The sequence below is a fragment of the Streptomyces sp. SM11 genome, from assembly GCF_002910905.1.
GTDB lineage: Bacteria > Actinomycetota > Actinomycetes > Streptomycetales > Streptomycetaceae > Streptomyces.
On record NZ_NEUE01000098.1, the window covers coordinates 1 to 24243 of the forward strand.

Here is a 24243-nt window from a genome sequence, read left to right on the forward strand (position 1 = left end):
GTCGACAGCATCGCGGCGACCACTACCCGCACCGGCCTCACGGTCCGGGCCGAACTCGACACCACCGCCTATGAGACAGGAGTGAGGGTCAGTGACGGGCAGATGACCGCCCTGCCGCTGAACCGCCACGACTGGCACGGCGACTGGAACTACACCCTCCGCCCCGAGGAGCACAGTCGGGACGGAATCCCTCCGATCCTGCCCCAGCTCCAGCCCGGCCCCGGCCGCGCCTGGCTGGTCCACCCGGCTCTGACCGGCATGGACCAGCACCAGTGGGACCAGCTCGTCGGCGAGCTGGCGGCAGCCCGCATGGCCCAGAGAGAAGAAGATCTCCACCAGCGGCGCGGCGGTGACCGGCAGAAGACTCCGGCCGTCGGCCTCTACACCGGCCGACGCCCCGGCCTCACCCTCGTCGACCGGCTCCTGGCCACCCTCCTCTACGAGCGGCTCGGGCTCCCGCAGGTCGTCATCGCCCGCCTCTTCGCGGTCGCACCCCAGACCATCAACCGGCGCATCCGCAAAACCCACCAACTCCTCGACGAGATCGGGCACGTCATCGCCCCGGCCGAGCACCGCCTCGCCACCCTGGACGACCTCGCAGACCTCGCCGCACACCTCGGCATCACCCCAACACCAAAGATCAAGACAGCGAGTTGATAATCGGCAGGCCCTAACTACCCGGCCTTGGGTCAACTTCACTTCCCGGTTCATCACGCGGGTGGACTTCCCCACCTATGCGGCCGAAGAACTTGTGCTGATCGCGGAGTCGTTCCTGCGGGCCCAAGGGGATGTCCTCACCGACGAGGCAGCGGTCGCGCTGCGCACGTCTTGTGACCTCGCCGTCGCCAGTGGGTTCATCGACCGACTCGGCAACGGTCGCTTCGCGCGGGAGTTCGGCCGGAAGGCCGCCGCGGTGCGGGATCTGCGGATCTACGACCTGCACGGCAGTTCCGGAGTCCCGCCGCCCGACGAGGTCACCACGCTCCACGTCGGTGACGTCATGGATGCGTACCAAGAGCTCACCCAAGGCGTTTCGCCGGACCGGTGACTGAGCGGTTCCGGCCATTCGGCTTCCACGTGTGAGCGGATACAGCGACACCGCGACGGTGGCCTGACGAACACGCAGGTCAATCGAGGTCGGCTCGTTCCGGAGTCGGCCCCTCGCTGTTTCCCGGACTGGGATTTCGACTCGCCCTCGGCCGCTCGGCATGTCGATCAGCAGTGAACGGCGCCCCGCCAGCAGGGGGTGGACCGCGCCTTCCGTGAAGTGGGCGGGTGAGGTGGCGCCCAGCCCGTGGACGTAGACGCGGGTGGGGTCCGCACCCGGCAGCTCGACCCACCGCATCCGGTCACCGTTGGATGTCACCCTGGCGCTGCGCACCGTCCTGATCTCCCGTACTCGAAGCTCGTCGGAGGGCGAGGCTACTCGCCGCGCGGTCGGCTACCGTTCCATCCGTACCAGCGGATGTCTCCGACCCGCGCCGCCCTCCGAGGAGTTGCCCGCCATGCCGCAGATCACCGTCGACTACTCCGGCACGCTCGACGCGGCCTTCGACCGGCAGGCCCCCGCGCTGGCCCTGCACCCGCTCGTCGTCGCCACCGTCGACGCTCGCCTGGAGGCCTGCAAGACCCGTTCCCGCCGGGTCGAGGACTTCGTCGTGGGCGCCGAGACCGAAGGCCGAGCCGTCCTGCACATCGAGATCGCCCTGCTCCACGGCCGCACCGACGCGACCAAGATCCGTCTCGCGGACTCCGTACTCGCTCTGATCGCCACCCAGGTCAAGCCGGTCGACGGCGTCACCCTGCACTCCTCCGTCGAGATCCCCACCCTGGACGCGTCCTACCGGAAGCGCTGACACACTCGCTTTCCGAAACAGTCGATGTGCGCTGCCCCCGCATCCCCTGTCCCCTGCATTCCTGTGTCCGGGCCCTTCCCTCGAAGTTCCGGGCGTGTTCCGGCGTGATCGACGCGTCCCGATCGTAGATCTGGCAGGGCAGACGGTTCCGTCCGGCGTCTGAAGGGTACATAGCTGAATAGGTCCCCTTGGGGAGGCTGATTCGATGCCGTGGTTCGCATGGCTGCTCGCCGCAGCGGCGCTCGGCGCCGCGGAGTTCTTCACTCTGACGCTGGTCTTCGGGTTGCTGGCCGGAGCGGCACTGGTCGCTGCCGTCGTGGCCGGAGTGGGCGTCGGCCTGCTCGGCCAGCTCGTGGCGCTCGGACTGGCGGCGGTGGCGGGTCTCGCTCTCGTACGTCCTGTCGCGCTGCGCCACATGGCGCAGGCGCCCTTGACACACGAGGGCAGCGATGCGCTGATCGGGAAGCGGGCCGAGGTCATGCAGGAGGTCACCGCGACCCACGGGCTGATCAAGGTCTCCGGTGAGGAGTGGACCGCTCGCACCCTCGACGAAAGCCAGGTGATCCCGGTGGGAGCGCTGGTGGACGTCATGGAGATCGAAGGCGCCACAGCAGTCGTGTACCCCCGCGAGCTCCTTCCGTGAACGCCTGAACACGCAGCGAAGGAGGAAGCATGGATCCGGTCGGCATCACGATTCTTCTGGCGGCGATCGTCGTGGTCTTTCTCGTGGCCGCCACCGTGCGGATCGTTCCGCAGGCGCGCCGCTTCAACATCGAGCGGTTCGGCCGGTACCGCCGGACGCTGCAGCCCGGCCTGAACTTCGTCCTGCCGGTCGCGGACCGCGTCAACACCAAGCTCGACGTGCGCGAGCAGGTGTATTCGTCCGACCCCAAGCCGGTGATCACCGAGGACAACCTCGTGGTCAACATCGACACCGTGCTCTACTACCAGATCACCGACCCGCGCGCGGCGGCCTACGAGGTCGCCGACTATCTGCACGCCATCGATCAGCTCACCGTGACCACTCTGCGGAACGTCATCGGCAGCATGGACCTGGAGGGGACGCTCACCTCGCGCGAGGAGATCAACGCCCGGCTCCGTGCCGTGCTCGACGAAGCCACCGGGAAGTGGGGCATCCGGGTCAACCGGGTCGAGATCAAGGCCATCGATCCGCCGAACACCATCAAAGAGGCGATGGAGAAGCAGATGCGGGCCGAGCGTGACAAGCGCGCGGCCATCCTGCACGCAGAGGGTGAGCGGCAGGCCAAGATCCTCACCGCGGAGGGCACGAAGCAGAAGGACATCCTGGAGGCACAGGGCACCCAGCAGGCCATGATCCTGCGGGCGGACGGTGAGTCGAAGGCGGTGGAGCTCGTCTTCCAGGCCGTCCATCGCAACAACGCCGACGCGAAGGTCCTGGCCTACAAGTACCTGGAGACGCTGCCGCATCTGGCACAGAGCGACAACAACACGTTCTGGGTCATCCCGGGCGAGCTGACCGAGGCGATCCGCACCGTCTCCACCGCGTTCGGCGACCAGTCGTCGGACACGGGACCGCCCCCCTCCGTGCGGCGCGAGGGCGCGGCCGCCGCCGACGTCGCGGACAGCGACAAGGACAATGTCGGGGTTCCGGAGATCGAGCCGAACTCGACGCTCGCGCTGGATGCCGTCGCCGCCGCCGACGAGGCCGCGAAGGAGGCCGCCGCCGCGGTGAGCGACGCCAAGGCCGAGGCCGAGGCCGCGGGAGAGACGCGGCTGCCGGGTCGGGGGCAGACGTCCGGCGATTGAGGCGATCGAGCGGGTCGGGGCAGACGTCCGGCGATCGAGCGACAATCGGCGCATGGACGTCGTCGGCATACTGGAGGCCGCGTCGCTGCTGGTACCGGAGAGCGTCGCCACCGACAGTGACATCACCGTCTCCGATGTCTGGGACTACCTCGCGCACGACGAGTGGGAGGTGGCGCTCGACCTGCTCCAGGAACTGGGCGACGCGTGGACCGCGCCGGAGGGCTTCTGGGACGACTTGGCGCGCGCGGCCGGGATGCTGGGGTTCGAGCGGAGCCGGCAGTGGTGCTGGTGGCGGGAGACGGAGACGCGTTCCGGCGTCATTCGGGCCGATCTCACCCTCCGCCCCGCCGGCGAAGGGCCCCGGCGCACCCCGATTCCCGGTGGCGTGGTGCTGCGGCCGATGTGGGACACCGGTGACCGGGGGGACGGTGGTGTGCCCGCGCTGGACATCGCCCGGGTGTGGGTGGAGTTCGCGCGGGCGATCGAGCCAGGCGCTCGGGCTCCCGTGCGTCTGCTGCCGTTGAACCCTGCCCGGTGGACGCACCTCGTCCCGGGGGACCGGATCACGCTGTACGAGACCGCCGTGCCCGGCGGCACGGCGACGATCCTGGAGGTGACACCTCCGGCCGGGTAGGGCAGACAAGAGCCCGTCTCCCGGACCGACAGGCAGGCGGGCAGACGACCCAGACGGGCAGACGGCCTGCCGGGTACGACTCTCCGGCGGTGCCCGTCGTCGGCGGCTCGGGTTTCGGTCCGGTCACCCTGCCGACGGGCACCGCGTGCCCGGTCAGACCGCCAGCGGCACCGCGTGGATCTCGTCCGCCGAGTGGCCCGCGCGTTCGTGGACGCGCTGGACCGCTTCAGCGGAGGGGGCCGTGGACAGGCAGTAGACCGTGCCGGACTGCGGGTCCGCCCAGGCGTGTTCGAAGTGGACGCCCTCCTCCTTCTCGATCGCCACGTCGGCCGCGTGGGCCTCCTTCAGTTGATCGGACGTGATGCCCTTCATGCCCCGGTGGACATCCATGTACATGCCCATGACCCGTACACCTCCGGATGTGGGATGCGGCCCCTCTTCCATGCTGCACCTGATGCCGAGCGCGGGCGCGTTCTACCGTCCGCCCGTCTCCACCCGCAGCTCCGCGATCCCCGCCGGCTTCTCCGGGTCCTCCGAGCGGACCGTCACACGAACCTGGCGGGCCGTGTCACCCGCCAGGTAGGGGCGCCAGAAGCGGCCGTCGAGGGAGGTCTCCACGGTGTGCGGGACGCGGGCGATGTCGCTCCGGACGGGGGTGACCGAGGTGAGCCGGAGGGGCCTGGCACCCAGGTTCACCGTCAGGGATCCCTCCGCGCCGTCCGGGGACCAGGACGTCGCCGGGGCCCCGTCCACCGCCGCCTCCGCGTACCGGCCCGGGGCCTCGGAGGTCGCGGTCACCGGGCGGCAGCGTGCCGCGTCGGCCGTCGGCGTCAGGTCGGGGCGGCGGGTGGGGAGGGTCAGCGTGGAGTCCAGGCGGTACGGGCCCTTAGCCGTGTGGACCGTGAACGGGGTGCCCGAGGTCAGGCGGACCGTGGTCGTCCGGGGGCCGATCTCGACCTCGTACGCGGCGTCCCGGTGACGCAGGCCCTTCAACGTGACGCCCTCGTGGAGTTGGGGCGGCAGCGTCGGGTCCAGGCGTACGCCGTCCTCGCGGAGGCGCAGGCCTGTCAGGCCGTGCGTGAACACTTGGAGGAAGCCGCCCTTCCCGGTCAGGAAGTCATCGGCCGGGAAGCCCGACAGCGGGTCCTGGGCTCCGGACTTCTCACCGCGTGCCTCGGAGAACAGGTCGTACGGGCCCCGCAGATACGGCCGCACCGCACGCTGGAGATACGTGTACGCCGAGCAGCCCGGCTCCCCGGTCTCCGCCGCGTCGATCGCATGCACCGAATCCGTCATCGCCGGGCCGTCCGGGTCGGTGCGGGCCGCGTAGTAGTCCAGGGTGGCCGCCGCGGCGCCCGGTTCCATCGGCCACTCCAGCGGGTACGTCAGCAGGACCGCGTCCGCCTGCTTGATCGTGGAGCCGTTGTAGCCCGCGTACTGGAGGAAGACCTTCTTCCCCGCGTCGTACGGGATGCGCAGGCCGTCCGCCACCTCGTTCCAGCCGGCCGGCGGGCGGTGGCCGAGAAGGTGGGCCGCGCGGGTCGCGTTGCGCAGCGCGGTGGCGGCGACCGCGTTGGTGAAGACGCCGTCGTCGACGCCGTTGCTGTACTCGTCGGGGCCCGCCACGTCGTTGATGGAGTAGCTGCCGTCGGTGTTCGCCGTGGCGCGCGACTGCCAGAAGTCGGCGATGCCGCGCAGGAGCGGCCAGCCTCTCGCCGCCAGCCAGTCGCGGTCGCCGGTGGCGAGGTAGTACTGCCAGACGGCGAGCGAGACCTCGCCCTGGAGATGGTTCTGGGTCAGGCAGTGCGGCGGGTCCCAGCTCTGGCACTCGGAGTCCAGCCGGCCCCGGCTCGCGCTGGTCCACGGGTAGAACAGGCCCTGGTGGCCGTACTTCTCGGCGTTCGCGCGGGCCGCGCCCCGGGTGCGGTAGCGGTACTCGACGACCGAGCGCGCCAGCTCGGGGCGGGTGGCGAGCAGCCCCGGGAACATCCACGTCTCGGCGTCCCAGAACACCATGCCCGCGTAGTTGTCGCTGGTCAGGCCGGCGGGGGCGATGCTGTCGGAGGAGCCGCGCCGGGTGCTCGCGAGCAGTCCGTACTGGGCCGACCGCAGCCGGCCCTGGAGCTCACGGTCGCCCGGGACCAGCACATCGGCGGACCAGGCCTCGCGCCAGGCGGCCTCGTTCGCCGCGAAGACCCGGTCCCAGCCGCGCCGCGCCGCCCGGTGCGCCGCCTCGCGGGCGTCCTCGGCCGGGGTGCGGGAGGTCAGGGCGGTGTCGACGCCGACGTACTTCTCGAAGGTGTACGTCCGGCCCGCGCGGACCGGGGTCGCCCTCGGGGGCGTACGGGCCTTCGGCCGCAGGGTCTCGACCACGCCCGAGCCGCGCCGCATCGCCTGCGCCACGGCCCCCTCGGTCCCGGTGCCGAGCGTGCGGAACGTGCCGTCCTCGCGCAACGTGATCCGGCGCGCGCCCCGGTCGTCCAGCCGGCCGGTGACCGTCGCGGTGCCGCTCCAGCGCGGGGTCATCCGCAGGCGTACGGCTCCGGTGTGGACGTCGGAGCGGTCGGCCAGGACGTCGTAGGTGAGGTCGGTCGCCCGGCCGTCCGCGGTCGTCCAGCGCAGTGAGGTGCGGACGAGGCCGCAGACGTGGAAGGCCGTCTGGCGGTAGTGCGAGATCCGGCCGGCCGGGGTGTCCGTGCCGAGGGTCTCCTTGCCGACGGCCACGTCGATATTGGTCCAGCTCGGCAGCGCGGCGATCACCTCGCGGCCCTCGGTGACGGCCTTGTCCCGGGCGTAGAGCCCGGAGACGAACGCGCCGTCGTAGCGCGGCGTGTAGAGCGGCCAGCCGGTCTTCCCGCCGGTGGCCGCGTATCCGGCGCCGGTGGCGGGGACCCGGTGGCCGAGATAGCCGTTGCCGACGTACGGGGCGTAGCCCTCCGCCTCCCCGACACGGGTGGATGTCGGAGACCAGGAGGTCCCCGGGGCGCCCTGACCGTCCGCCCGGCCGCAGGCGGGCACGGCCGTGGACGGGGACGCCGTCGGGCCCGGCACGGGGGAGGCGGAGGGGTGGGCGGGGCCCGGCAGCGGTACCGGGCCGGGGGACTCGGCCGCGTCGGCGAGGGGCGGCAGCGGTGCGATCAGGGCGGCCGCGGCCAGGGGCACGAGGACGGAGATACGCGAGAGGCTCACGGTACGAAGGTAGGGACGCTGTGGTGCCGTCGGCCCTCCCGCCGCGCAGGGCCCGCGCGCCCATCCCGCTTCGGGCGTCCGCCGGGCCGCCGGATGGAGCAGATCCCGCGTCCGTCGGGGGAGAGAGGCAGGGCCGGTATCCGGCCACGCCCGCCGCGCCGCGGTCCGTGGAGGAAGGGTCGCCATGCCCTCACGGAGAGATCGGCACGAGGCGGTCGGGCTTCGTCGGGACGGTGTCCGTGGGCGGGCGAGCGGGGTGCGGACCTCGCCCGGGGAGATCGCGAGGGCGGCGAACGGCAGGAAATCCTTCTGACGCCACAAGGAATCGGCCCGCTGGGAAAGCGCGTTCGGTCCGATGGCCCCGGCGGGGGTGCCGTTGCGGTCCCAGGGCCCGGCTGAGCGGAAAGCGGCAGGTCAGGGCGGTGCTTGCGGATCGGGCCCGGTCCATGGAACAGCGGTGGGCCGCCGTGAAAGCCGGACGGTCAGGCGTAGAGAAGGTGAATGGAGCACGTACAGGCACCCTTGTGGGTTTGCCATGCATCGGTCAATCTTTCGCTGGCAGCAGGGCATGCGGCTCGCGTACGGCGCAGAAAACGGGGCGCCGGACGGCTGATTTGTCATGCCCCTGTCCGGAGCTGTCGTCGGCATGAAGCTCCGGTACCCCCCAGAGCACCGCCTATGAGGAGGACCCCTCACATGTCAGTGACGCGCCACACCCCCCATGCACGGCGAAGACTCGCCACGGCGAGCGTCATCGCAGCGGCAGCCCTCGCGCTCTCCACCGCGGCCGCGCTCCCGGCGACCGCGAGCGAGCGGGCGCCCGAAGGTGTGATCGCCAACGAAGGTGCCGTGGACGCCATCAGCGGCAGCTACATCGTGACCCTCAAGGATGACGCCGCCAAGTCCCACACCGCCAAGGGCAAGGCCCTCGCGAAGAAGTACGGCGCGAGCATCGAACGGACCTACCGGTCGGCCCTCAACGGCTACGCGGTCGAGGTCTCCGCCGCGCAGGCCCGGAAGTTCGCCGCCGACCCGGCCGTGGCGTCCGTCTCCCAGAACCGCACCTTCACGGTCTCCGCCACCCAGAACAACCCGCCCTCCTGGGGTCTGGACCGGATCGACCAGAAGAACCTCCCGCTGGACCAGCGCTACACCTACCCGGACTCCGCCGGCGAGGGCGTCACCGCCTACGTCATCGACACCGGCGTCCGGATCAGCCACAACGACTTCGGCGGGCGGGCCTTCAACGGCTACGACGCCGTGGACGACGACAACGTCGCGCAGGACGGCCACGGCCACGGCACGCATGTGGCGGGCACCGTCGGGGGCACCGCCTACGGTGTCGCCAAGAAGGCGAAGATCGTCGGCGTCCGGGTGCTGGACAACAACGGTTCCGGCACCACGGCAGGGGTCGTCGCCGGAATCGACTGGGTGACGGCCAACGCCGTCAAGCCCGCGGTCGCCAACATGAGCCTCGGCGGCGGCGCGGACTCGGTGCTCGACGCCGCCGTGCGCCGGTCCATAGCCTCCGGCGTGACCTACGCCGTCGCGGCGGGCAACGAGTCGACCAACGCCTCCACCAAGTCCCCGGCGCGCGTCGGCGAGGCCCTCACGGTCGGTTCGACGACCAGCAGCGACGCCCGCTCCAGCTTCTCCAACTACGGTTCGGTCGTGGACATCTTCGCGCCCGGTTCCTCGATCACCTCGGCGTGGAACTCCAGCAACAGCGCGACGAACACCATCTCCGGTACGTCGATGGCCAGCCCGCACGTCGCCGGCGCGGCAGCCCTCTACCTCGCCGAGAACCCGGGTTCGAGCCCGGCGGAGGTCTCCTCCGCCATCGTCGCGGCCGCCAGCACCGGCGTCGTGGGCAACCCGGGCAGCGGCTCGCCCAACCGCCTTCTCAACGTGGGCGACGGCGGCACCACCCCGCCGCCCGGTGACAGGTTCGAGAACAACACCGACTACCCGATCAACGACCACTCCACCGTCGAGTCGCCGATCACCGTAACCGGGATCTCCGGCAACGCCCCGGCCACGCTGAGCGTCCCGGTCGACATCTCCCACACCTACATCGGTGACCTGAAGATCGACCTGGTCGCGCCCGACGGTTCGGTCTACAACCTGAAGGCGTACGGCTCCGGCGGCAGCAGCGACAACGTGGTCACCACGTACAACGTCAACGCCTCCTCCGAGACCGCCAACGGCACCTGGAAGCTCCGGGTCAGTGACAACTGGACGTACGACACCGGGCGGATCAACGGCTGGGCGCTGCAGTTCTGAGCGGACGGCGGCACCGGTGAACCACTGACACGACAGGGCTGGGGCGGTCGGGTGACAACCGACCGCCCCAGCCCCCTTGTGCCCGCCGGTTCCTACCGGCGGTTGAGCCCGCGGTCGACCGCGGTGATCAGCTCGCCGTTCTCCGTGTCCCCGTCCAGCGACCAGAACATCGCCCCGCCGAGACCCTTGTCCCGGATGTACGCGGCCTTGGTGCGCAGCACCTGCGGGTCGTCGTACGTCCACAGCGTGGTGCCGTCGAACAGCCAGGCGTGGCCGTTCCTCACATCACGGTGGACCTTGTACGTCCCCGACGCGGCCAGTTGCTTCAGGACCTCGTAGTCCTCGTAGCCCGCCCCCCAGGTGGCCGGAGCCGGGGCCGTGGCCGGCTGCCCCATGCCCGTGCCGCCGCCGCTCACTCCGGTCCAGCCCTGGCCGTAGGTCGGCATACCCATCACGAGTTTGTGCCGGGGTGCGCCGCGGCGGACCCAGTCGCGTATGGTCCGGTCGACGCTGAAGTCGTTCTTCGCGTACAGGGCCGACTGCTGGGCCGTCTTCTTCTCGCCGGAGACGTGGTAGTCGTAGCCCTGGATGTTGACGAAGTCGAAGTCCTTCATGAGGCGCTTCACGTCGAAGCCCGCGTCGATCGCGGCCGGGTTGGCCGGTACGTACGCCGACAGGTCGTAGTGCTTGGGCTTCGGCTTCCCGTGCCCGTGCCCGTTCCCCTTGTGTTTGCCCTTCTCCGCCTCGGCCTTCGCCTGGCTCTTCGCGTGGGCGTCGAGCTGGGTGCGGAACTCGTGGATCAGCGCGGTGAAGTTCTTCTTGTCCTCCGGGCGGAAGACGGTCCCCTCGTTCGCCGCCGAGCCGGGCCACTCCCAGTCGACGTCGATGCCGTCGAAGAGGCCGGCCGCGGCGCCCTTGCCGCCGCGCGCCCCGTCCACCGGGAGGTTGCCCTTGATGTACAGGTCGACGCAGGAGGCGACGAGCGCCTTGCGGGAGGCCTTGGTGCGGACCGCGTCGGAGAAGTGGGTGGACCAGCTCCAGCCGCCGAGCGAGATCATGACCTTGAGGCCGGGGTGCTTGGCCTTCAGCTCGCGCAGCTGGTTGAAGTTGCCCGCGAGCGGCTGGGTGTCGGTGTCGGCGACACCGTCCACCGATCCCGCCGCGTCGAGCGGACGGGCGTAGTCGGCCCAGGCGTCGGCCTGGCCGGGGATGTTGCCGGTGAAGCACTTGCCCTCGGCGCTGACGTTGCCGAAGGCGTAGTTGATGTGGGTCAGCTTGGCCGCGGTCCCGCTGGTGTCCAGGTCCTTGACCTGGAAGTCGCGTCCGTAGACGCCCCATTGGGTGAAGTAGCCGATGCTCTTGTACGCGGGGCGGTGGTGGTCCTTGCCGCGGTCGCCGCCGTTGTTCCGGTCGTGGCCGGCGCTGGCCGTGGCCGCGGGCGCGACACCTGCCAGCAGGGCCAGGGAAGCGCCGGCGATGGTCATTCGGGACAGGCTTCTTCGACGCATGGGGCTCGTTCCTGTGCGTGATCCGGTGCGGAGGGAAAGCGGAAGGAAAAGCGGGGGCGTGCTGTGCACAGGAAGGTATTGGTCTGGACCAAAAGTGGTCAAGGGTCCGGGAGTTGTCGGACTTCGCGGCCGCTCGGGTGGGCATGGATCGGGGCGGGGGTGAGGCGGGGCGGAGACGGTCGGGGCGGAGACGGTCGGGGCCGGCCCGGTGTCGGCCTGGTGTCGGCGTTCGAGTATGCGCGGAACGCCACAAGGTCATCACATTGAGTGAAACCCTGGCCTATGCTTGCGGTGTACAACCCACGGTTGTCAGGCTGTCGCAGACTGTCAACCTGTTGGGAGTGGCCTGTGACTTTCGGTGAGCAGCCCGCCTATCTGCGCGTGGCGAGCGATCTCAGGGAGAAGATCGTCAACGGCGCGCTGCCGCCCCATACCCGCCTGCCGTCGCAGGCCCGCATCCGGCAGGACTACGGGGTCTCGGACACCGTCGCCCTGGAAGCGCGGAAGGTCCTGATGGCGGAGGGGCTCGTCGAGGGGCGCTCCGGCTCCGGCACGTATGTGCGCGAGCGTCCCGTGCCCCGCATGATCGCCCGCTCCGGCTACCGGCCGGGCAAGGGGGCCAGTCCGTTCCGGCAGGAGCAGACGGCCGAGGGGGCGCGCGGGACCTGGGAGTCCCGCAGTGAGCAGGAGGAGGTGAGCCCCGAGGTCGCCGGGCGGCTGGGAATCGAGCCGGGTGACCGTGTGATGCGCACGCGCTACGTCTTCCGGGAGGCGGGCGAGCCGATCATGCTCTCCACCTCCTGGGAGCCGCTCGCCGTCACCGGCCGGACGCCCGTGATGCTGCCGGAGGAGGGTCCGCTGGGCGGCTGCGGGGTGGTTGACCGGATGGCCGCGATCGACGTGGTCGTGGACAACGTCGCCGAGGAGGTCGGTGCGCGCCCGGGGCTGGCGGAGGAGCTCCTGGCGCTCGGCGGCGTGCCCGGGCATGTGGTCATCGTCATCGGGCGTACGTACTACGCCTCGGGCCGGGCCGTGGAGACGGCCGACGTGGTGGTGCCGGCCGACCGGTACCGGATCGCCTACCACCTGCCGGTGAGATGAGGTGAGGTGACGCCCCGTCGGGCCCGGTGGGAGGCGCCGCCCGGGGCTGATGGGGCATGCCGCTGAGTCACGAGGGGGCGCATCCTGCTGATGCGCCCCTTTCGTGATGGCCGGATGTGTATCTCTTTGTGCAAACCCGCCTGCACTGAGTGAAGGTCAGGCGTACGCTCGGGCATATGCGTACTGCGGTTTCCTGGGGATCCTTAGAGACGTGCACGCCGGTGGGAAGAGTGGCGATATGCGGGGGAGTGACACGATGAGCGACAGCGGTGCCGTGCTCCCCTGGCAGGTGATACGGCAGGACGACGGCGGCAACCGCTACCGCGTGGGCAGATACGCCACGCAGGCCGAGGCGCAGAAGGTCGCCGACGGCCTCGACGGCCACCATCGCCACCAGGTCTACCGGGTGGAGCGTGTGGGGCAGGGCGGCGGGCCCTGACGCGACGGACGGCCCGGTGGGGTCCCGGGGGCCCGTTCCGTCCTCCCGGGACCTCCGGGGCCCGTTCTGTTCCGTTCCGCCCCCCCGGGGGGTCCTGGATCCCACGGGCTCTCCCGAAGCGCCTCCGTGCCCGCGTGCGCCGTGTGCATCCCTGCGCCCGCCTCCGCCCCGGCCTCAGCCTTCTACAGCCACTCTTCGCTCGCCCCCGTCCCCGTCCCCGTTCTTGCCCCTGCCGCTGCCCCCGCGTTCCGTACGTCGGCGGTCCGGGCGGTAGAGTCCCGCCCGGACCGGGGGTGCGGAAGCCGCCGGAGGTGCGGCGAGCGGGGCGGAGTGGTGGCGGTGCTGATCGACACGGTGGCGTGGGTGCGGATCGAGGGTGGCAGGATCCTCTGCGCACGGCCCCGCGGCAAGGAGGTCTTCTACATCCCGGGCGGCAAGCGCGAGGGTGCGGAGACCGATCTGCAGACTCTTCTGCGGGAGATCGAGGAGGAGCTGACGGTCGGCCTGATCCGGGAGTCCGTCGTCCACGCCGGGACGTACGAGGCCCCCGTGGACGACCGGCCCGGCGCCGCCGTCGTACGGATGAGCTGCTATTACGGCGACTACCGCGGCACGCTCGCCGCGAGCAGCGAGATCGAGGAGATGGCATGGTTCTCCTTCGCCGACCGGGCCCTGGTGCCGCCCGTGGACCAGTTGCTCTTCGATGACCTCAAGGCGACGGGCGCCCTGACCTGACCCGGTGCGCCCGTATGCACCAAACGCAAGGTCGCGCGGTAGTAAGCAATAGATGGCGGGTATGGGCTGTTTAGTCCCCATTTGTCAATGGGTGCGCCCGTGGTCGTCCCTGGGAAGTGATCGGTGTGATCGATACCGAAGGCGATTGCGCCGAGTGGACCTTCCCTGCGGAACCGGGTTCCGTGCGCGGTGCCCGGCATGCCGTCCGAGGTGCCCTGGGCTCGTGGGGCCTCGACGCGGCGGTGGGTGACCTGGCGGTCCTGCTCGTCAGCGAGCTGGTGACCAACTCCTTGCGGTACGCCTCCGGACCCATCGGTGTACGTCTGGTCCGTTCGCACCCCGACGGTTCGAACGGCAGCAACGGCAGCAACGGCAGCGGTCCGGCGGTCGGCGGGCTCGTCAGGGATCTGACCGGGGGCTTCACCGGGGGCCGTCCACTCGCCGACTGCCTTCCCATCGCCCCGGGACTGCTGGTGGAAGTCTCCGATCCGCTTCCGGATCCACCCACCGAACGCAGTGCGGGACCCGACGACGAAGGCGGCCGGGGGCTCCAGCTCGTGGCCTGTTCCGCACGTCGCTGGGGGACCCGTCGCGGAAAGAGTGGCAAGACCGTGTGGTTCGAGCTGGCTCTCCCTGGTTAGGAGAGTGGAGGGAAGCACAGCGATCACCAGAGGTCGGGCAGAACCTGGCTGAAAGGGACTGAGACCTTGCTGTGATCGTGAACGCCGTGTCGGTCGGGGCCGTAGTGCTGAATACTGCGGGCAGGACCGGTCCGGTGTGTGAGCTGGAGGGGACGGTCGCGTGAGCGAAATACCTGGGACAACGGGTGATGTCGTCGGGACCACGGGCGATGTCGTGTGGCAGAGCAGCCCGCCCGGCTCCATCTATGACTACATCAGGGTCGCCTCCTTCTCGATCGGCCCCGACGGTCTGATCGAGCAGTGGAGCAGCCGGGCCGCCGGTCTCTTCGGCATGGCCTCGACCGAGGCGATCGGCCGCGACCCGGTGGAGGCCTTCATGCCCGCCGAGCTGCGTTCGGACGGCCACCGGCGGGTCGGCGAGATCCTCGACGGCAAGGAGTGGACGGGCCTCGTCCCGTTCCGGATGCCGGGCGAGGGCGGGGCGCACGGCGTCGCCGAGGTCTATGTGATGCCGAGTCTGACGGGGCAGGGGGAGCGGGCCGCGCTCTGCATCGTCGTGGACGTCCGGGCCCTGCGGCGCATTGAGACGGACCTCGCCGCATCACAAGCCATATTCGGCCAATCTCCGTTCGGCTTCGTGCTGTTCGGTATGGACTTCGCCGTCGTCCGGGCCAACCAGCGCTTCGCCACGGTCTTCGGAGGAGCTGCCGAGGACCACCAGGGCCGCACGGTGGAGGACTATCTGCCGCGGGCCGAGGCCGACCGGCTGTCCGCCACCCTGAAGCGGGTCCTGGAGACCGGGGAGTCCGTCACCGACCTCCAGCTCGTCGGCACCGCCCCCGGCGGTACCGAGCGCCGCCACTGGTCCATGAACCTCTACCGGGTGCACAGCGGAGCCGGCCGTCCCGTCGGCGTCGCCGGCCTCGCCACCGACGTCACCCGCCGGCACATCGCCGCCCGCGAGGCGGCCAGTGCCCGCCGCAACCTCGCCCTTCTCAACGAGGCCAGCGCCCGCATCGGAAATTCCCTGGACCTGGAGACCACCGCCCGCGAGCTCCTCGACGTGGCCGTCCCCGGCTTCTGTGACCTCGCCACCGTCGACCTCTACCAGGGGCTGCTCACCGGCGAGGAGGCCGCTCCCGGCAGTTGGGCGCCCGCGCACCGCGAGTCCGCCGGAGGCTCGGCGGAGCTGCGCCGGGTGGCCCACGCCAGCGCGGTCGCCGACGCCCTGCCCACCGCCGTGGCGGGCAGCGGACCCCCGGGCCCGGACGATCTCCCGCCCGCGCTCGGCTCCGTCCACCGCTACCCCTTCGGCTCGCCCTGCGCCGTCGCGCTGCGCTCGGGCCACGTCGAGGACGTCCCCGGCGACGAGATGGGCTTCGTGCAGTCGACGCTCGCCGTGCCGATGGTCGCGCACGACACCGTCGTCGGCCTCGTCCAGTTCTCCCGTACGAAGGGCAGCGAGCCGTTCGGGGAGCGCGACCGGGCGCTGGCCACCGAACTTGCCGCCCGCGCCGCCGTCTGCATCGACAACGCCCGCCTCTACCGCCGCGAGCACGAACGCGCCCTGATCCTCCAGCGCAGCCTGCTGCCCCCCGGCGACCCCGAGGCCGCCGGTCTCGACATCGCCTGCCGCTATCTGCCGGGCAACACCGCCACCGAGGTCGGCGGCGACTGGTTCGACGTGATCGAGCTGCCCGGCCACCGCACCGCCCTCGTCGTCGGCGACGTCATGGGACGCGGCCTGCGCGCCGCCGTCGCCATGGGCGAACTGCGCACCGCCGTAAGGACCCTGGCCCTCCTCGACCTGGAGCCGGCCGAAGTGCTCTCCGCCCTCGACGAGGTCGCCCGCGGCCTCGGCTCCCCGGGCGTCGGCGAGCGCAGCGAGGGCCTCGGCGGCAGCGGGGGCGCGCAGTGGCCCTCACGCGCCGCGCAGAAGTCCCGCGAGGCGGACCTCTCCGAGGTGTATCTCGCGACCTGCGTGTACGCCGTCTACGACCCGGTCACCCGGCGCTGCACGTTCGCCAACGCCGGGCACCTCCCCCCGGCCGTCGTCGAGCCCGGCCGGCCCGCCCGGCTCGTCGACGTACCCCCGGGCATGCCGCTGGGCGTCGGCGGCGAGCCGTTCGAGGAGGTCGAGGTCGAGCTCGCCGAGAACGCCCTGCTCACCCTCTACACCGACGGCCTGGTCGAGTCCCGGGACCAGCCGCTGGACGAGGGCCTGGACGCGCTGCGGACCGTGCTCACCGGTCCGCAGATGGAGCTGGAGGACGCCTGCGACCACGTTCTGAGCACCCTCGACACCCGGCACGGCGAGGACGACATCGCCCTGCTGATGGCCCGTATCCAAGGGCTGCCCGCCGAGGCGGTGGGGGACTGGACGCTGCCGCGCGAACCCCGCTCGGTGGGGCGCGCCCGTGAACTGGCCCGTTCCCAGCTGGTCGCCTGGGACCTCGACGAACTGGTCGACACCACCGAACTCCTCGTCAGCGAACTGGTCACCAACGCCCTGCGCTACGGCGAGGGCGAGATCCGGCTCCGGCTGCTGCGCGACCGCACCCTGGTCTGCGAGGTGTGGGACGCCGGTCTCGTCCAGCCGCGCCGCCGTCGCGCCCGCGACACCGACGAGGGCGGACGCGGCCTCCAGCTGGTCGGGCTGCTCAGCACCGCCTGGGGCTCGCGCCGCACCCCGCGCGGCAAGACCGTGTGGTTCGAACTGGCCCTGCCGGACGGGGCCCCGGCCGCCGAACTGTCCGTGGAGCAGCTCCTGAGCATGTACTGAACCCCGCCCGGCACACCAGGCGTCACGCGCCGGCCTTTAGGGCCGCCAGCCGGGCCTCGACCTCCGCGCTGTCGCCCAGGCTGTCCAACTGCTCGAACTGGGCGTCCAGCGAGGAGGCGGCCAGCTCCTGCTTGCCCAGCGCCTTCGCCTCCTCGCGCCGCACCTTGTCCTCGAAGCGGCTCAGCTCGCTCGTCGGGTCGAGGACGTCGATGTTTTTCACGGCGTCCATCATCCGGTTCTGCGCCTGGGCGGACTCGGCGCGCGCCACCAGTTCGTCCCGCTTGGCCTTCAGCTCGGAGAGCTTGGCCTTCATCTGGTCGAGCCCCGTCCTCAGCTTGTCGACCACCTCGGTCTGCGAGGCGATCGTCGGTTCGGCGGTCCTCGCCTCCTGCTCCGACCGGAGCTGACGGCCCAGCGCCACCTTGGCCAGGTTGTCGAACGTGTCGGCCTCCGCCACCGACCCGGCCCCGCGCAGCTCGTCCGCCTTCCGGCTGGCCGCCAGCGCCTTGCCGCCCCACTCGGCCGCCGCCTCGACGTCCTCCTTGTGGTCCTGCTCCATCAGCCGGAGGTTGCCGATGGTGGACGCGACCGCCTGCTCGGCCTCCGCGATGTTGTTCGTGTAGTCCCGGATCAGCTGGTCGAGCATCTTCTGCGGGTCCTCGGCCTGGTCGAGGAGGGCGTTGACGTTGGCCTTCGCGAGCTGGGTGACGCGGCCGAGGACGGTCTGCTTGGACATGGCACGGCTCCTTGGATGTCGAGATGGGTCACGCTGTGGTCCTGCCCCCAGGTCGTTCAGAAGCGGCCGCCACCGCCCCGGCGGCCCCGTGTTCCGCCCCCGCCGAAACTGCCCGGCCCGCCGCCGAAGCCACCGGACCGGCCGCCTCCGCCGAACCCTCCGCCGAAGCCGCCGCCCATGCCCCCGCCCCGGCCGCCGCCCCCGAACAGCCCGCCGAGGATGATGCCGCCGAGCACCGCCCCGCCCATGCCGCCGCCCCCGCCCCGCAGGGAGCCGGGACCCTGCGTTCCGCCGAAGCCGCGGACGTCCTGCTCCGCCAGGCTCATCGCCTGTCCGGCCAGCGCGTCCGCCTGCCGCGCCTCGGCCAGCGCCCCCCGCGCGTCCGTGCCCGACAGCTCCCGGGCCCGCTCCCACCGCCGCTGCGCCTCCGCGAGCCGGGTACGGGCCTGGCTGCCGACCGCACCCCGGCTGGTCGTGATGTAGTCGGCCGCCGCCCCGATCGCGGACCGGGCGGTGAGCATCGCCTGATCGAGGAGGGACCGGGCCTTGGCCTCGCCCCGCTCCTGGTTCCGGGCCCCGGCCAGCGCCTCGTCCAGGGCCGCGTCCGCCTCCTCCACCCGGCGCAGCGCGTCGATCGGGTCGTACGGTCCCGCGGCCATCACGCCCCGGACATCGGTGAGTACGGTCTCGGCGCGGGCGGTCCGGCCGCGCAGGTCCGCGGTCGACGCGCCCTCGGCGGTCCCTTCGAGCAGCCCGCCCGCGTCCGCGAGGTCGGCCTCCGTCCCGGTCAGCGCGGCGGGCAGCTTCCGCGCGGCCTCGCTCAGCTCCGCCGCCCGCCGGTCCACCGAGTCCAGCAGCGTGCCCGCCTGGCCCACCGCGCCCTCGGCGGCCCGGATGTACACCGCGGCCCGGGAGTTCTCGTCGCCCTCGACCGCCGTACGGGCCTGTTCCACGGCCGAGGCCGCGAAGACGAGCCGGTCCTTCGCCTGTTCGACGTCGGCAGCCACGGGCGCGGCGGCGCCCTCCCCGTACCGTCTCCGCAGCCCGGCGACGCCCGACCCGGCCGCGGTGAGCCGTCCGGCGAGGTCGCGGTGAGTGGCGTCCACGCCGGCCAGGGCCTGCGGAGCGGTACGTTCCAGGGCGCGCAGCCGGTCGAAGTCCTCGGAGACGGTGTCGAGCCCCTCGTTCGCCGCCGCGCACCGCCGCAGGATCTCCTCCAGCATCCGGCGGCGGGTGGCGTCGTCCTCGGGGAAGGCGTCGTCGAGCTGCTGGCGCAACCGGAACGACCGCGTCAGCTCGTCCTTGGCCCGTGCGACCGCCTCGGTGAAGGGCTTCGCCGCCGCCTCGCCGAACTGGGCGGTGGCGAAGCCGAGTTCCTCCTCGCTGGTGCGTACCGCGTCGTCGGTGTCCACCAGCACCTCCTTGGCCTGCCCGTCCAGCTCCGGCAGCGGTGTCGGCGGCTCCGGCGCACCGCCCGCCCCCGCGCCCCGGCCCCAGCCGGTCGCCGCCGGGGTGGTGCGGGTCGCCGTACGCCGTCTGCGCCGGGCGTACGCGTAGGCGGCGACCACGACCGCGCCCGCGACGACGGCCACCGGCAGGATGAAGTCGCGGGCACCGGTGGAGCCGGAGTCCCCCGCCCCGGGGTCGGCGGGGCCCGGGGTGATGGCGGGGGCGGTCACCGGGCGTCCGGCCAGTACGGAGCCGTAGCCGTCGGCCGCGCCGATCGCGGCCCCCGCCCAGTCGTTCTCCCGCAGCGCGGGTTCGATCGCGGTGCCCGCCACGTCCCGCAGCTGCTCGTCGGTGAGCGGGGAGCCGGCGTCGACGGAGTAGGCGTACTGCCGGTCGTGGGTGGCGACGGAGAGCAGCACGTCGTCCTGGCCCAGGCCGTTGCGGTCCGCGGTCCCGTCGCTCCAGGTCTGTCCGGACCGGCCGGAGAAATCGCGTACGTACACCACGAAGAGCTGGATGCGCTCGTTCTCGTACAACCGGTCGAGGGCGTCCTCCACCTGCCCCGCCCGGTCGCCCAGTGCCCCCACCCGGTCGGTGATCTGCCCGTCCCGGGACAGCTCGACGGGGTCGTCGGCGCGGGCGCTCACGGCGGCGGGGAGCACCAGCCAGCACACGGCGGACAGCGCGGCGAGCAGGCCGGCGAGAAGTCCGGGCAGCCAGGTTCTGCCCGGCGCGGTGTTCCGGGGCCGTGGCAGTCGGGGAGATGTCACCTCTGCGAGGCTATGTGCGCTTTTCTTCCCTCGCGACCCGGCGTTCTGCCGTCCCGCGTCGGCTGTTCGCATGAAAGGGCGCGCGAAAGGAGTCCTCCTGCGCGTGTGCGGGGCGGCGGGGGCCGCCGCCCGTCGTCAGATGGGGCGGACGTGGCGCGTCCCGGGGTCCGGTGCCGGAGGCCGACGGTGCCGCGCCGGGAGGCCCGGCACCCAGGAGAGACCCGAAGTCCGGAGGTGGCGTGTGACTGGCCTTCAGCTGTCGGTCGTCGTGCCGTGTTTCGACGAGGCCGAGGTGATCGAGGCCTTCCACGCCGCCCTGGTCGGCGTCCTGGACCCCCTCGGGGACAGCTTCGAGGTCTGTTACGTGGACGACGGCAGCCGGGACCGCACCCGCCTCCTGCTGAGCGCCCTCGCCGCCCGCGACCCGCGGGTCCACTACACCGCCTTCAGCCGCAACTTCGGCAAGGAGGCCGCCATGCTCGCCGGCCTCCGCATGTCGCGCGGCGCGGCCGTGGTGATCATGGACGCCGACCTCCAGCACCCGCCCGAGCTGATCCCCCGCATGCTGGAACTGCACCGGCACGGCTACGACCAGGTCATCCCGCGCCGCGACCGCACGGGCGAGGGCATGCTCCGCAGCACCCTCAGCCACACCTACTACGCGCTCGTCCGCCGCTGCATGGACGTGGAGCTCATCGACGGGTCGGGGGACTTCCGGCTGCTGTCGAAGCGGGCCGTGGAGAGCGTCCTGTCCCTCCCCGAGAGCAACCGCTTCTCCAAGGGGATCTTCTCCTGGATCGGCTTCGACACGGTCACCTTCCGCTACCGCAACAGCGAGCGGGTGGCGGGCCGGTCCAAGTGGGGCAGCAAGCGGCTGCTGAACTACGGCATCGACGGGCTGCTGTCCTTCAACAACCGGCCGCTCCGCCTCGCGATCTACACCGGCTTCTGGGTCTTCGTCTCGGCCCTGGCCTACGCCCTGTGGACGGTCGTGGGCGTCGTCCTGCACGGGGCGGACACCCCCGGCTACGCCACCCTGCTCACCGTCGTCGTCGCGCTCAGCGGCATCCAGCTGGTGACGCTCGGGGTCATCGGGGAGTACGTGGGCCGCATCTACCACGAGGCGAAACACCGCCCGCCCTACGTGGTGCGGGAGACCGACGCGACCTGCCGGACGCTGCCGGACGGCCCGCCGTCGCGCCCGCAGCTCACCGGAGGCCCGGTGGTCACCAGGGACCCGGCCGAACGTGCCGCCCCCACGACCGCCGCCCCCGAGCTCGCACCTGCCCCCGGCCTGTCCCGTACCGTCCGCCAGTTCGGCAGCTTCATCCTCATCGGCTGCGTGAACACCGCTGTCTACCTCGGGATCTACGCCTCGCTGAACCGCTGGATCCCCTACCTGACCGCCCATGTCATCGGCTACGCGGTCAGCGTCGTGTGCTCGTTCCTGCTCAACTCCTACGTCACCTGCCGGACGAGGCCGACCTGGCACGCGTTCGTCCGCTATCCCCTCTCCAGCCTGGTCAACCTGGTGGCGTCCGGAGCGCTGCTCTACGGCGCGGTCAGCGGCCTGGGGATGGACAAGAACCTCGCGGCGCTGGCGGCCGGTGTCCTCGTCACGCCCGTCTCGTTCCTGCTGGCGCGTTGGGCGATCACCTCGGGCCGGACCAAGGCCGACGACGTCGTACCGGGGACTGTGGGAGGCCCGGCCGGTACGGAGGGTCTGGACGACGGCCGTCCGGCGCCCGCACCGCTGCCCACCCGCTCGCCCCAGGACCGGTGAAGGCCGCGATGTCCGACGACGTTCCCGTAACCGCCGCCCCCGGGGATCTGCGGAGCGAGGACACCCCGGACCGGGCCGGCCGTCCCTCGGACCGCCCCTGGACCGCCCTGTGGGTGAGTGCCCTCGCGCTCCCGCCCCTCGCCCTGCTCGCCGCCGCGTCCTGGTCCGGGCGGTGGGTGAGGCCCGGGGCGGACGACTGGTGCTTCCTGCCCGTCGTACGGGACGACGGCGTCACCGGCCTCGTCGGGAAGTTCTACTTCGACGACAACGGGCGGGTCGCCAACGCGCTCATGGTCGGCGCGTACGCGAAGTTCCAGGTCGCGGGACACCAGTGGTTCCCCCTGGTCAGCGGTGCCCTGGTGCTCGCGGTCCTCTGGGCGGTGGCCGTCCTGGCGCTGCGCCGGGCCGGCCTGCGCACCCCGCACGGCCTGCCGCTCCTGCTCGCGGCCATGACCACCGCGCTCTTCCTGTTCGTCACGCCGAACACGTACAAGACGTTCTTCTGGCCCGCCGCGTCCGTCTCGCACACGCTGCCGCCCGTCCTGGCCTGCGCCGCCCTGATCCCGCTCCTGCTCGCCCGCACCCGCCGGGGGCGGGCCCTCGCGCTCGCCGTCGCGGCGCTCATGGGGGCCTTCCTCGCCACGCTGTCGGAGGAGACGGCGATCGTCGTCGTGATGGTGCTCCTGACCGTGCTCCTGCTGTCCGGCCGGGTCGTCCCCGCCCCCGGCCGGGGGTTCGTCCGCCGGTGGTGCGCGGCGGGAACCGCCGGGACGGCGGCCGGGGCCGTCGTCCTCATCACCTCGCCGGGCTCCATGCGCCGCAGGGAGCGGTTCGGCGCGGAGACCACGTCCCTGCTCGCCCCCGACTCCCTCGCCGCGTCGCTGCGAGCGTTCGCCGAGATCACCGTCACCGTGGTCACCACCTGGCAGTACGTCGGCGCGGTCGCGGCGGGCGTACTGCTGGGGCTGCTGTGCCGGCGGGCGGACGGGACGACACCCCGCCCGCCCGCGCACCGGCCCCTGCTGACCGCCGCCGGGGCGCTGGTGCTCCTCGTCTCCGGCTACCTCTGCACGGTCATCGCCTACCCGGTGTTCGGCGACCGGGTGAGCGACCCGAGCGCCAACCGGCTGTGGAACGACTACCTCCTGCTGTACGTGATCCTGCTCGTCGGCGCGGGAGCCCTGCTGGGCCTGGCCCTCCGCCGGCACACCCGCCGCACCGCCCCGGCGAAGGCCGTCTGCGCCGCGCTCTGCGTCCTGGTCTGCGTCGGCCCGGCCGTGGCCCTGAGCAACCTGGACTCCGCGATGCGGGACCGGGCCGAGAAGTGGGACGCCCAGGACCGCCGGCTGCGCGAGGGCGAGGCGGCCGGGAGGCGGGTCCTTCCGTACGAACGGCTGGTGATCAGCAACATGCTGGAGCCGTTCAGCCAGGGCGGGCGTTCGTACTGGCCAGGCGGGTGTGTTGCCGACCTGTACGGGCTCGACCGGGTCACGGACGGGGTCGCAGGACACAACTTCCAGAAAATGTCCGATGATCACATGACCATCACAGAAGACTCGTAGATCTTGTTCAAGCGGAACCCCCTCTCATGGAACCTCATGTTCTGGTGATCTACGGGGGAGTTCTCCGTGCGTGCGTCGCGCCCGGTCGTTCTCGCTGTTGCCCTGGTGCTGACAAGGCTGGTGGGAACGGAACACGCCGCGGTCGCGTTCCACCGCACGGATGCTGTGCGCGTCCCCACGGGGGAAGCCCCTGACCAGGAATGGGGCTCGACGTTCCGCTCCCAGGGCAGCCGTGAGCCTGGCCGTCCACCCTGTAGGTGAAGGGAACCCCGTATGCCTCACCCCGCTGTCGTCCGCCTGCGCGAGCTGCTCCCACCGCCCGGCTCCGGCGGCGACGCGGTGGACTGGGAGCAGATCGAGCGGACGACGGGCCTGGCGTTCCCGGCCGACTACCGTGAGCTCGTGGAGTTGTACGGCGGCGGCGAGATCGACGAGTACCTGTCCATGAGCACCCCGCCGGTCCCCGGTTCGCCGTACGGGGATCTCCTGGACAGAGGCGAACCCGCTCTCTCGGACCGGGACCGCGAGGAGTTGGGCGCCCTCCTGCCGGCAGGCGCACTGCCGCCGCTGCTGCCCTTCGCGGACTCGGCGAGCAGCGATGTCGCGTTCTGGCTGCGCGACGGCGCTCCCGACGACTGGCGGGCGGCTGTCTTCCGGAGGCAGACGCCGCACGGGACGAGCCGCTGGACCGTGTTCGACGGCGGAGTCGCGGCGTTGTGCGTGGCGACTCTGACCGGCGAGGTGTCCCCGTTCAGCGAACGGCTCTCGGCGAGCGGAGGGCATGGGTTCGTGAGCTGGCGAGGCGTGTAGGACCGGCACCACCCTGTGCCCGGTCGGTACGAACTGTGGCCGCCGTGGGCTGCGGGGACGAGGCCGGAGGGGAGCTGCCGGGGGTACGTTGCAGATGGGCCGTAGCCGGGAGCGGACCGCCGGACGCGCCCAGGCGGATTCCCCCGTGTGCGGACAGGACCGTTTCGAACTCTCTGT

At 71.7% G+C, this 24243-nt stretch carries 20 protein-coding genes and 1 pseudogene; 15 read left to right on the plus strand and 6 right to left on the minus strand.

Translation table 11 applies throughout. The features are described from left to right. Both B9S58_RS06170 and B9S58_RS06175 read left to right on the plus strand, forming a co-directional pair. A partial coding sequence (locus tag B9S58_RS06170; protein ID WP_181009202.1) for a transposase family protein occupies nucleotides 1-657 on the plus strand: 657 nt, incomplete at its 5' end. A gap of 61 nt (nucleotides 658-718) precedes the next feature. Further along, complete coding sequence (locus B9S58_RS06175; protein WP_181009203.1) at nucleotides 719-1048, plus strand: hypothetical protein; 330 nt, start codon at nucleotides 719-721, stop codon at nucleotides 1046-1048. A gap of 159 nt (nucleotides 1049-1207) precedes the next feature. Here the strand turns inward: B9S58_RS06175 and B9S58_RS38760 are convergent. Beyond that, nucleotides 1208-1381, minus strand: a pseudogene (locus B9S58_RS38760) (alpha/beta hydrolase); the annotation flags it as partial. A 124-nt stretch (nucleotides 1382-1505) separates the two neighbouring features. On the opposite strand from B9S58_RS38760, the gene B9S58_RS06185 reads away from it, so the two are divergent. From B9S58_RS06185 to B9S58_RS06200, 4 genes are all read left to right on the plus strand, one after another. Next, the gene (locus B9S58_RS06185) at nucleotides 1506-1856 is read left to right on the plus strand and encodes a 5-carboxymethyl-2-hydroxymuconate Delta-isomerase (RefSeq protein WP_103531113.1); all 351 of its coding nucleotides are present in this window, start codon (nucleotides 1506-1508) and stop codon (nucleotides 1854-1856) included. A 205-nt stretch (nucleotides 1857-2061) separates the two neighbouring features. Continuing rightward, entirely contained in the window at nucleotides 2062-2499 is a 438-nt protein-coding gene (locus B9S58_RS06190) for an NfeD family protein (protein WP_103531114.1), read from the plus strand. A 29-nt stretch (nucleotides 2500-2528) separates the two neighbouring features. Then, nucleotides 2529-3644: an SPFH domain-containing protein gene (locus B9S58_RS06195; RefSeq protein WP_103531115.1), complete on the plus strand. Its 1116-nt coding sequence runs from the start codon at nucleotides 2529-2531 to the stop codon at nucleotides 3642-3644. Between the two features lie 52 nt (nucleotides 3645-3696). Then, entirely contained in the window at nucleotides 3697-4278 is a 582-nt protein-coding gene (locus tag B9S58_RS06200; RefSeq protein ID WP_103531116.1) for a hypothetical protein, read from the plus strand. A gap of 153 nt (nucleotides 4279-4431) precedes the next feature. On the opposite strand, the gene B9S58_RS06205 is transcribed toward B9S58_RS06200, so the two are convergent. Together B9S58_RS06205 and B9S58_RS06210 are read right to left on the minus strand one after the other, a co-directional pair. Beyond that, the gene (locus B9S58_RS06205; protein WP_103531117.1) at nucleotides 4432-4680 is read right to left on the minus strand and encodes an SCO4226 family nickel-binding protein; all 249 of its coding nucleotides are present in this window, start codon (nucleotides 4678-4680) and stop codon (nucleotides 4432-4434) included. A gap of 72 nt (nucleotides 4681-4752) precedes the next feature. Further along, nucleotides 4753-7467: a glycosyl hydrolase family 65 protein gene (locus tag B9S58_RS06210; protein ID WP_103531118.1), complete on the minus strand. Its 2715-nt coding sequence runs from the start codon at nucleotides 7465-7467 to the stop codon at nucleotides 4753-4755. Nucleotides 7468-8163: 696 nt separating this feature from the next. Here B9S58_RS06210 and B9S58_RS06215 point away from each other — a divergent pair. Further along, a complete protein-coding gene (locus B9S58_RS06215; RefSeq protein ID WP_103531119.1) occupies nucleotides 8164-9750 on the plus strand; it encodes a S8 family peptidase in 1587 nt (528 codons plus the stop codon). 92 nt (nucleotides 9751-9842) lie between these two features. Here the strand turns inward: B9S58_RS06215 and B9S58_RS06220 are convergent, their stop codons facing one another. Then, entirely contained in the window at nucleotides 9843-11258 is a 1416-nt protein-coding gene (locus B9S58_RS06220; protein WP_103531120.1) for a glycoside hydrolase family 18 protein, read from the minus strand. 348 nt (nucleotides 11259-11606) lie between these two features. Here B9S58_RS06220 and B9S58_RS06225 point away from each other — a divergent pair, with 348 nt between their 5' ends. The 5 genes from B9S58_RS06225 to B9S58_RS06245 all read left to right on the plus strand — a co-directional run bounded on the left by B9S58_RS06225 (nucleotide 11607) and on the right by B9S58_RS06245 (nucleotide 16956). Continuing rightward, on the plus strand, nucleotides 11607-12359 hold the full coding sequence (locus tag B9S58_RS06225) for a GntR family transcriptional regulator (protein WP_103531121.1): 753 nt from the start codon (nucleotides 11607-11609) through the stop codon (nucleotides 12357-12359). Nucleotides 12360-12597: 238 nt separating this feature from the next. Further along, the gene (locus tag B9S58_RS06230) at nucleotides 12598-12798 is read left to right on the plus strand and encodes a hypothetical protein (RefSeq protein WP_103531122.1); all 201 of its coding nucleotides are present in this window, start codon (nucleotides 12598-12600) and stop codon (nucleotides 12796-12798) included. A 330-nt stretch (nucleotides 12799-13128) separates the two neighbouring features. After that, on the plus strand, nucleotides 13129-13533 hold the full coding sequence (locus B9S58_RS06235) for an NUDIX domain-containing protein (RefSeq protein ID WP_103531123.1): 405 nt from the start codon (nucleotides 13129-13131) through the stop codon (nucleotides 13531-13533). A gap of 116 nt (nucleotides 13534-13649) precedes the next feature. Beyond that, a complete protein-coding gene (locus B9S58_RS06240) occupies nucleotides 13650-14174 on the plus strand; it encodes an ATP-binding protein (protein WP_103531124.1) in 525 nt (174 codons plus the stop codon). Between the two features lie 214 nt (nucleotides 14175-14388). Beyond that, entirely contained in the window at nucleotides 14389-16956 is a 2568-nt protein-coding gene (locus B9S58_RS06245) for a SpoIIE family protein phosphatase (protein ID WP_103531125.1), read from the plus strand. A gap of 22 nt (nucleotides 16957-16978) precedes the next feature. On the opposite strand, the gene B9S58_RS06250 is transcribed toward B9S58_RS06245, so the two are convergent. Beyond that, nucleotides 16979-17692, minus strand: a complete 714-nt coding sequence (locus B9S58_RS06250) for a PspA/IM30 family protein (protein WP_103531126.1) — start codon at nucleotides 17690-17692, stop codon at nucleotides 16979-16981. Between the two features lie 56 nt (nucleotides 17693-17748). Next, complete coding sequence (locus B9S58_RS06255) at nucleotides 17749-19896, minus strand: TPM domain-containing protein (RefSeq protein ID WP_181009207.1); 2148 nt, start codon at nucleotides 19894-19896, stop codon at nucleotides 17749-17751. A gap of 256 nt (nucleotides 19897-20152) precedes the next feature. Between B9S58_RS06255 and B9S58_RS06260 the strand changes: the two genes are divergently transcribed. From B9S58_RS06260 to B9S58_RS37820, 3 genes are all read left to right on the plus strand, one after another. Then, nucleotides 20153-21694: a glycosyltransferase gene (locus B9S58_RS06260; RefSeq protein ID WP_103531127.1), complete on the plus strand. Its 1542-nt coding sequence runs from the start codon at nucleotides 20153-20155 to the stop codon at nucleotides 21692-21694. 8 nt (nucleotides 21695-21702) lie between these two features. Further along, nucleotides 21703-23256 carry a DUF6056 family protein gene (locus tag B9S58_RS06265; protein ID WP_103531177.1) on the plus strand — a complete coding sequence of 518 codons (1554 nt, stop codon included), beginning with the start codon at nucleotides 21703-21705 and terminating at the stop codon, nucleotides 23254-23256. Nucleotides 23257-23529: 273 nt separating this feature from the next. Then, on the plus strand, nucleotides 23530-24066 hold the full coding sequence (locus tag B9S58_RS37820) for an SMI1/KNR4 family protein (protein ID WP_181009204.1): 537 nt from the start codon (nucleotides 23530-23532) through the stop codon (nucleotides 24064-24066). The last annotated feature ends 177 nt before the right edge of the window (nucleotides 24067-24243 follow it).

Coding starts and splice junctions, on each gene's coding strand:
- B9S58_RS06185 (WP_103531113.1), top strand. CDS start 1,506: ATGCCGCAGATCACCGTCGACTACTCCGGCACGCTCGACGCGGCCTTC.
- B9S58_RS06190 (WP_103531114.1), top strand. CDS start 2,062: ATGCCGTGGTTCGCATGGCTGCTCGCCGCAGCGGCGCTCGGCGCCGCG.
- B9S58_RS06195 (WP_103531115.1), top strand. CDS start 2,529: ATGGATCCGGTCGGCATCACGATTCTTCTGGCGGCGATCGTCGTGGTC.
- B9S58_RS06200 (WP_103531116.1), top strand. CDS start 3,697: ATGGACGTCGTCGGCATACTGGAGGCCGCGTCGCTGCTGGTACCGGAG.
- B9S58_RS06205 (WP_103531117.1), bottom strand. CDS start 4,680: ATGGGCATGTACATGGATGTCCACCGGGGCATGAAGGGCATCACGTCC.
- B9S58_RS06215 (WP_103531119.1), top strand. CDS start 8,164: ATGTCAGTGACGCGCCACACCCCCCATGCACGGCGAAGACTCGCCACG.
- B9S58_RS06220 (WP_103531120.1), bottom strand. CDS start 11,258: ATGCGTCGAAGAAGCCTGTCCCGAATGACCATCGCCGGCGCTTCCCTG.
- B9S58_RS06230 (WP_103531122.1), top strand. CDS start 12,598: ATGCGGGGGAGTGACACGATGAGCGACAGCGGTGCCGTGCTCCCCTGG.
- B9S58_RS06250 (WP_103531126.1), bottom strand. CDS start 17,692: ATGTCCAAGCAGACCGTCCTCGGCCGCGTCACCCAGCTCGCGAAGGCC.
- B9S58_RS06265 (WP_103531177.1), top strand. CDS start 21,703: ATGTCCGACGACGTTCCCGTAACCGCCGCCCCCGGGGATCTGCGGAGC.
- B9S58_RS37820 (WP_181009204.1), top strand. CDS start 23,530: ATGCCTCACCCCGCTGTCGTCCGCCTGCGCGAGCTGCTCCCACCGCCC.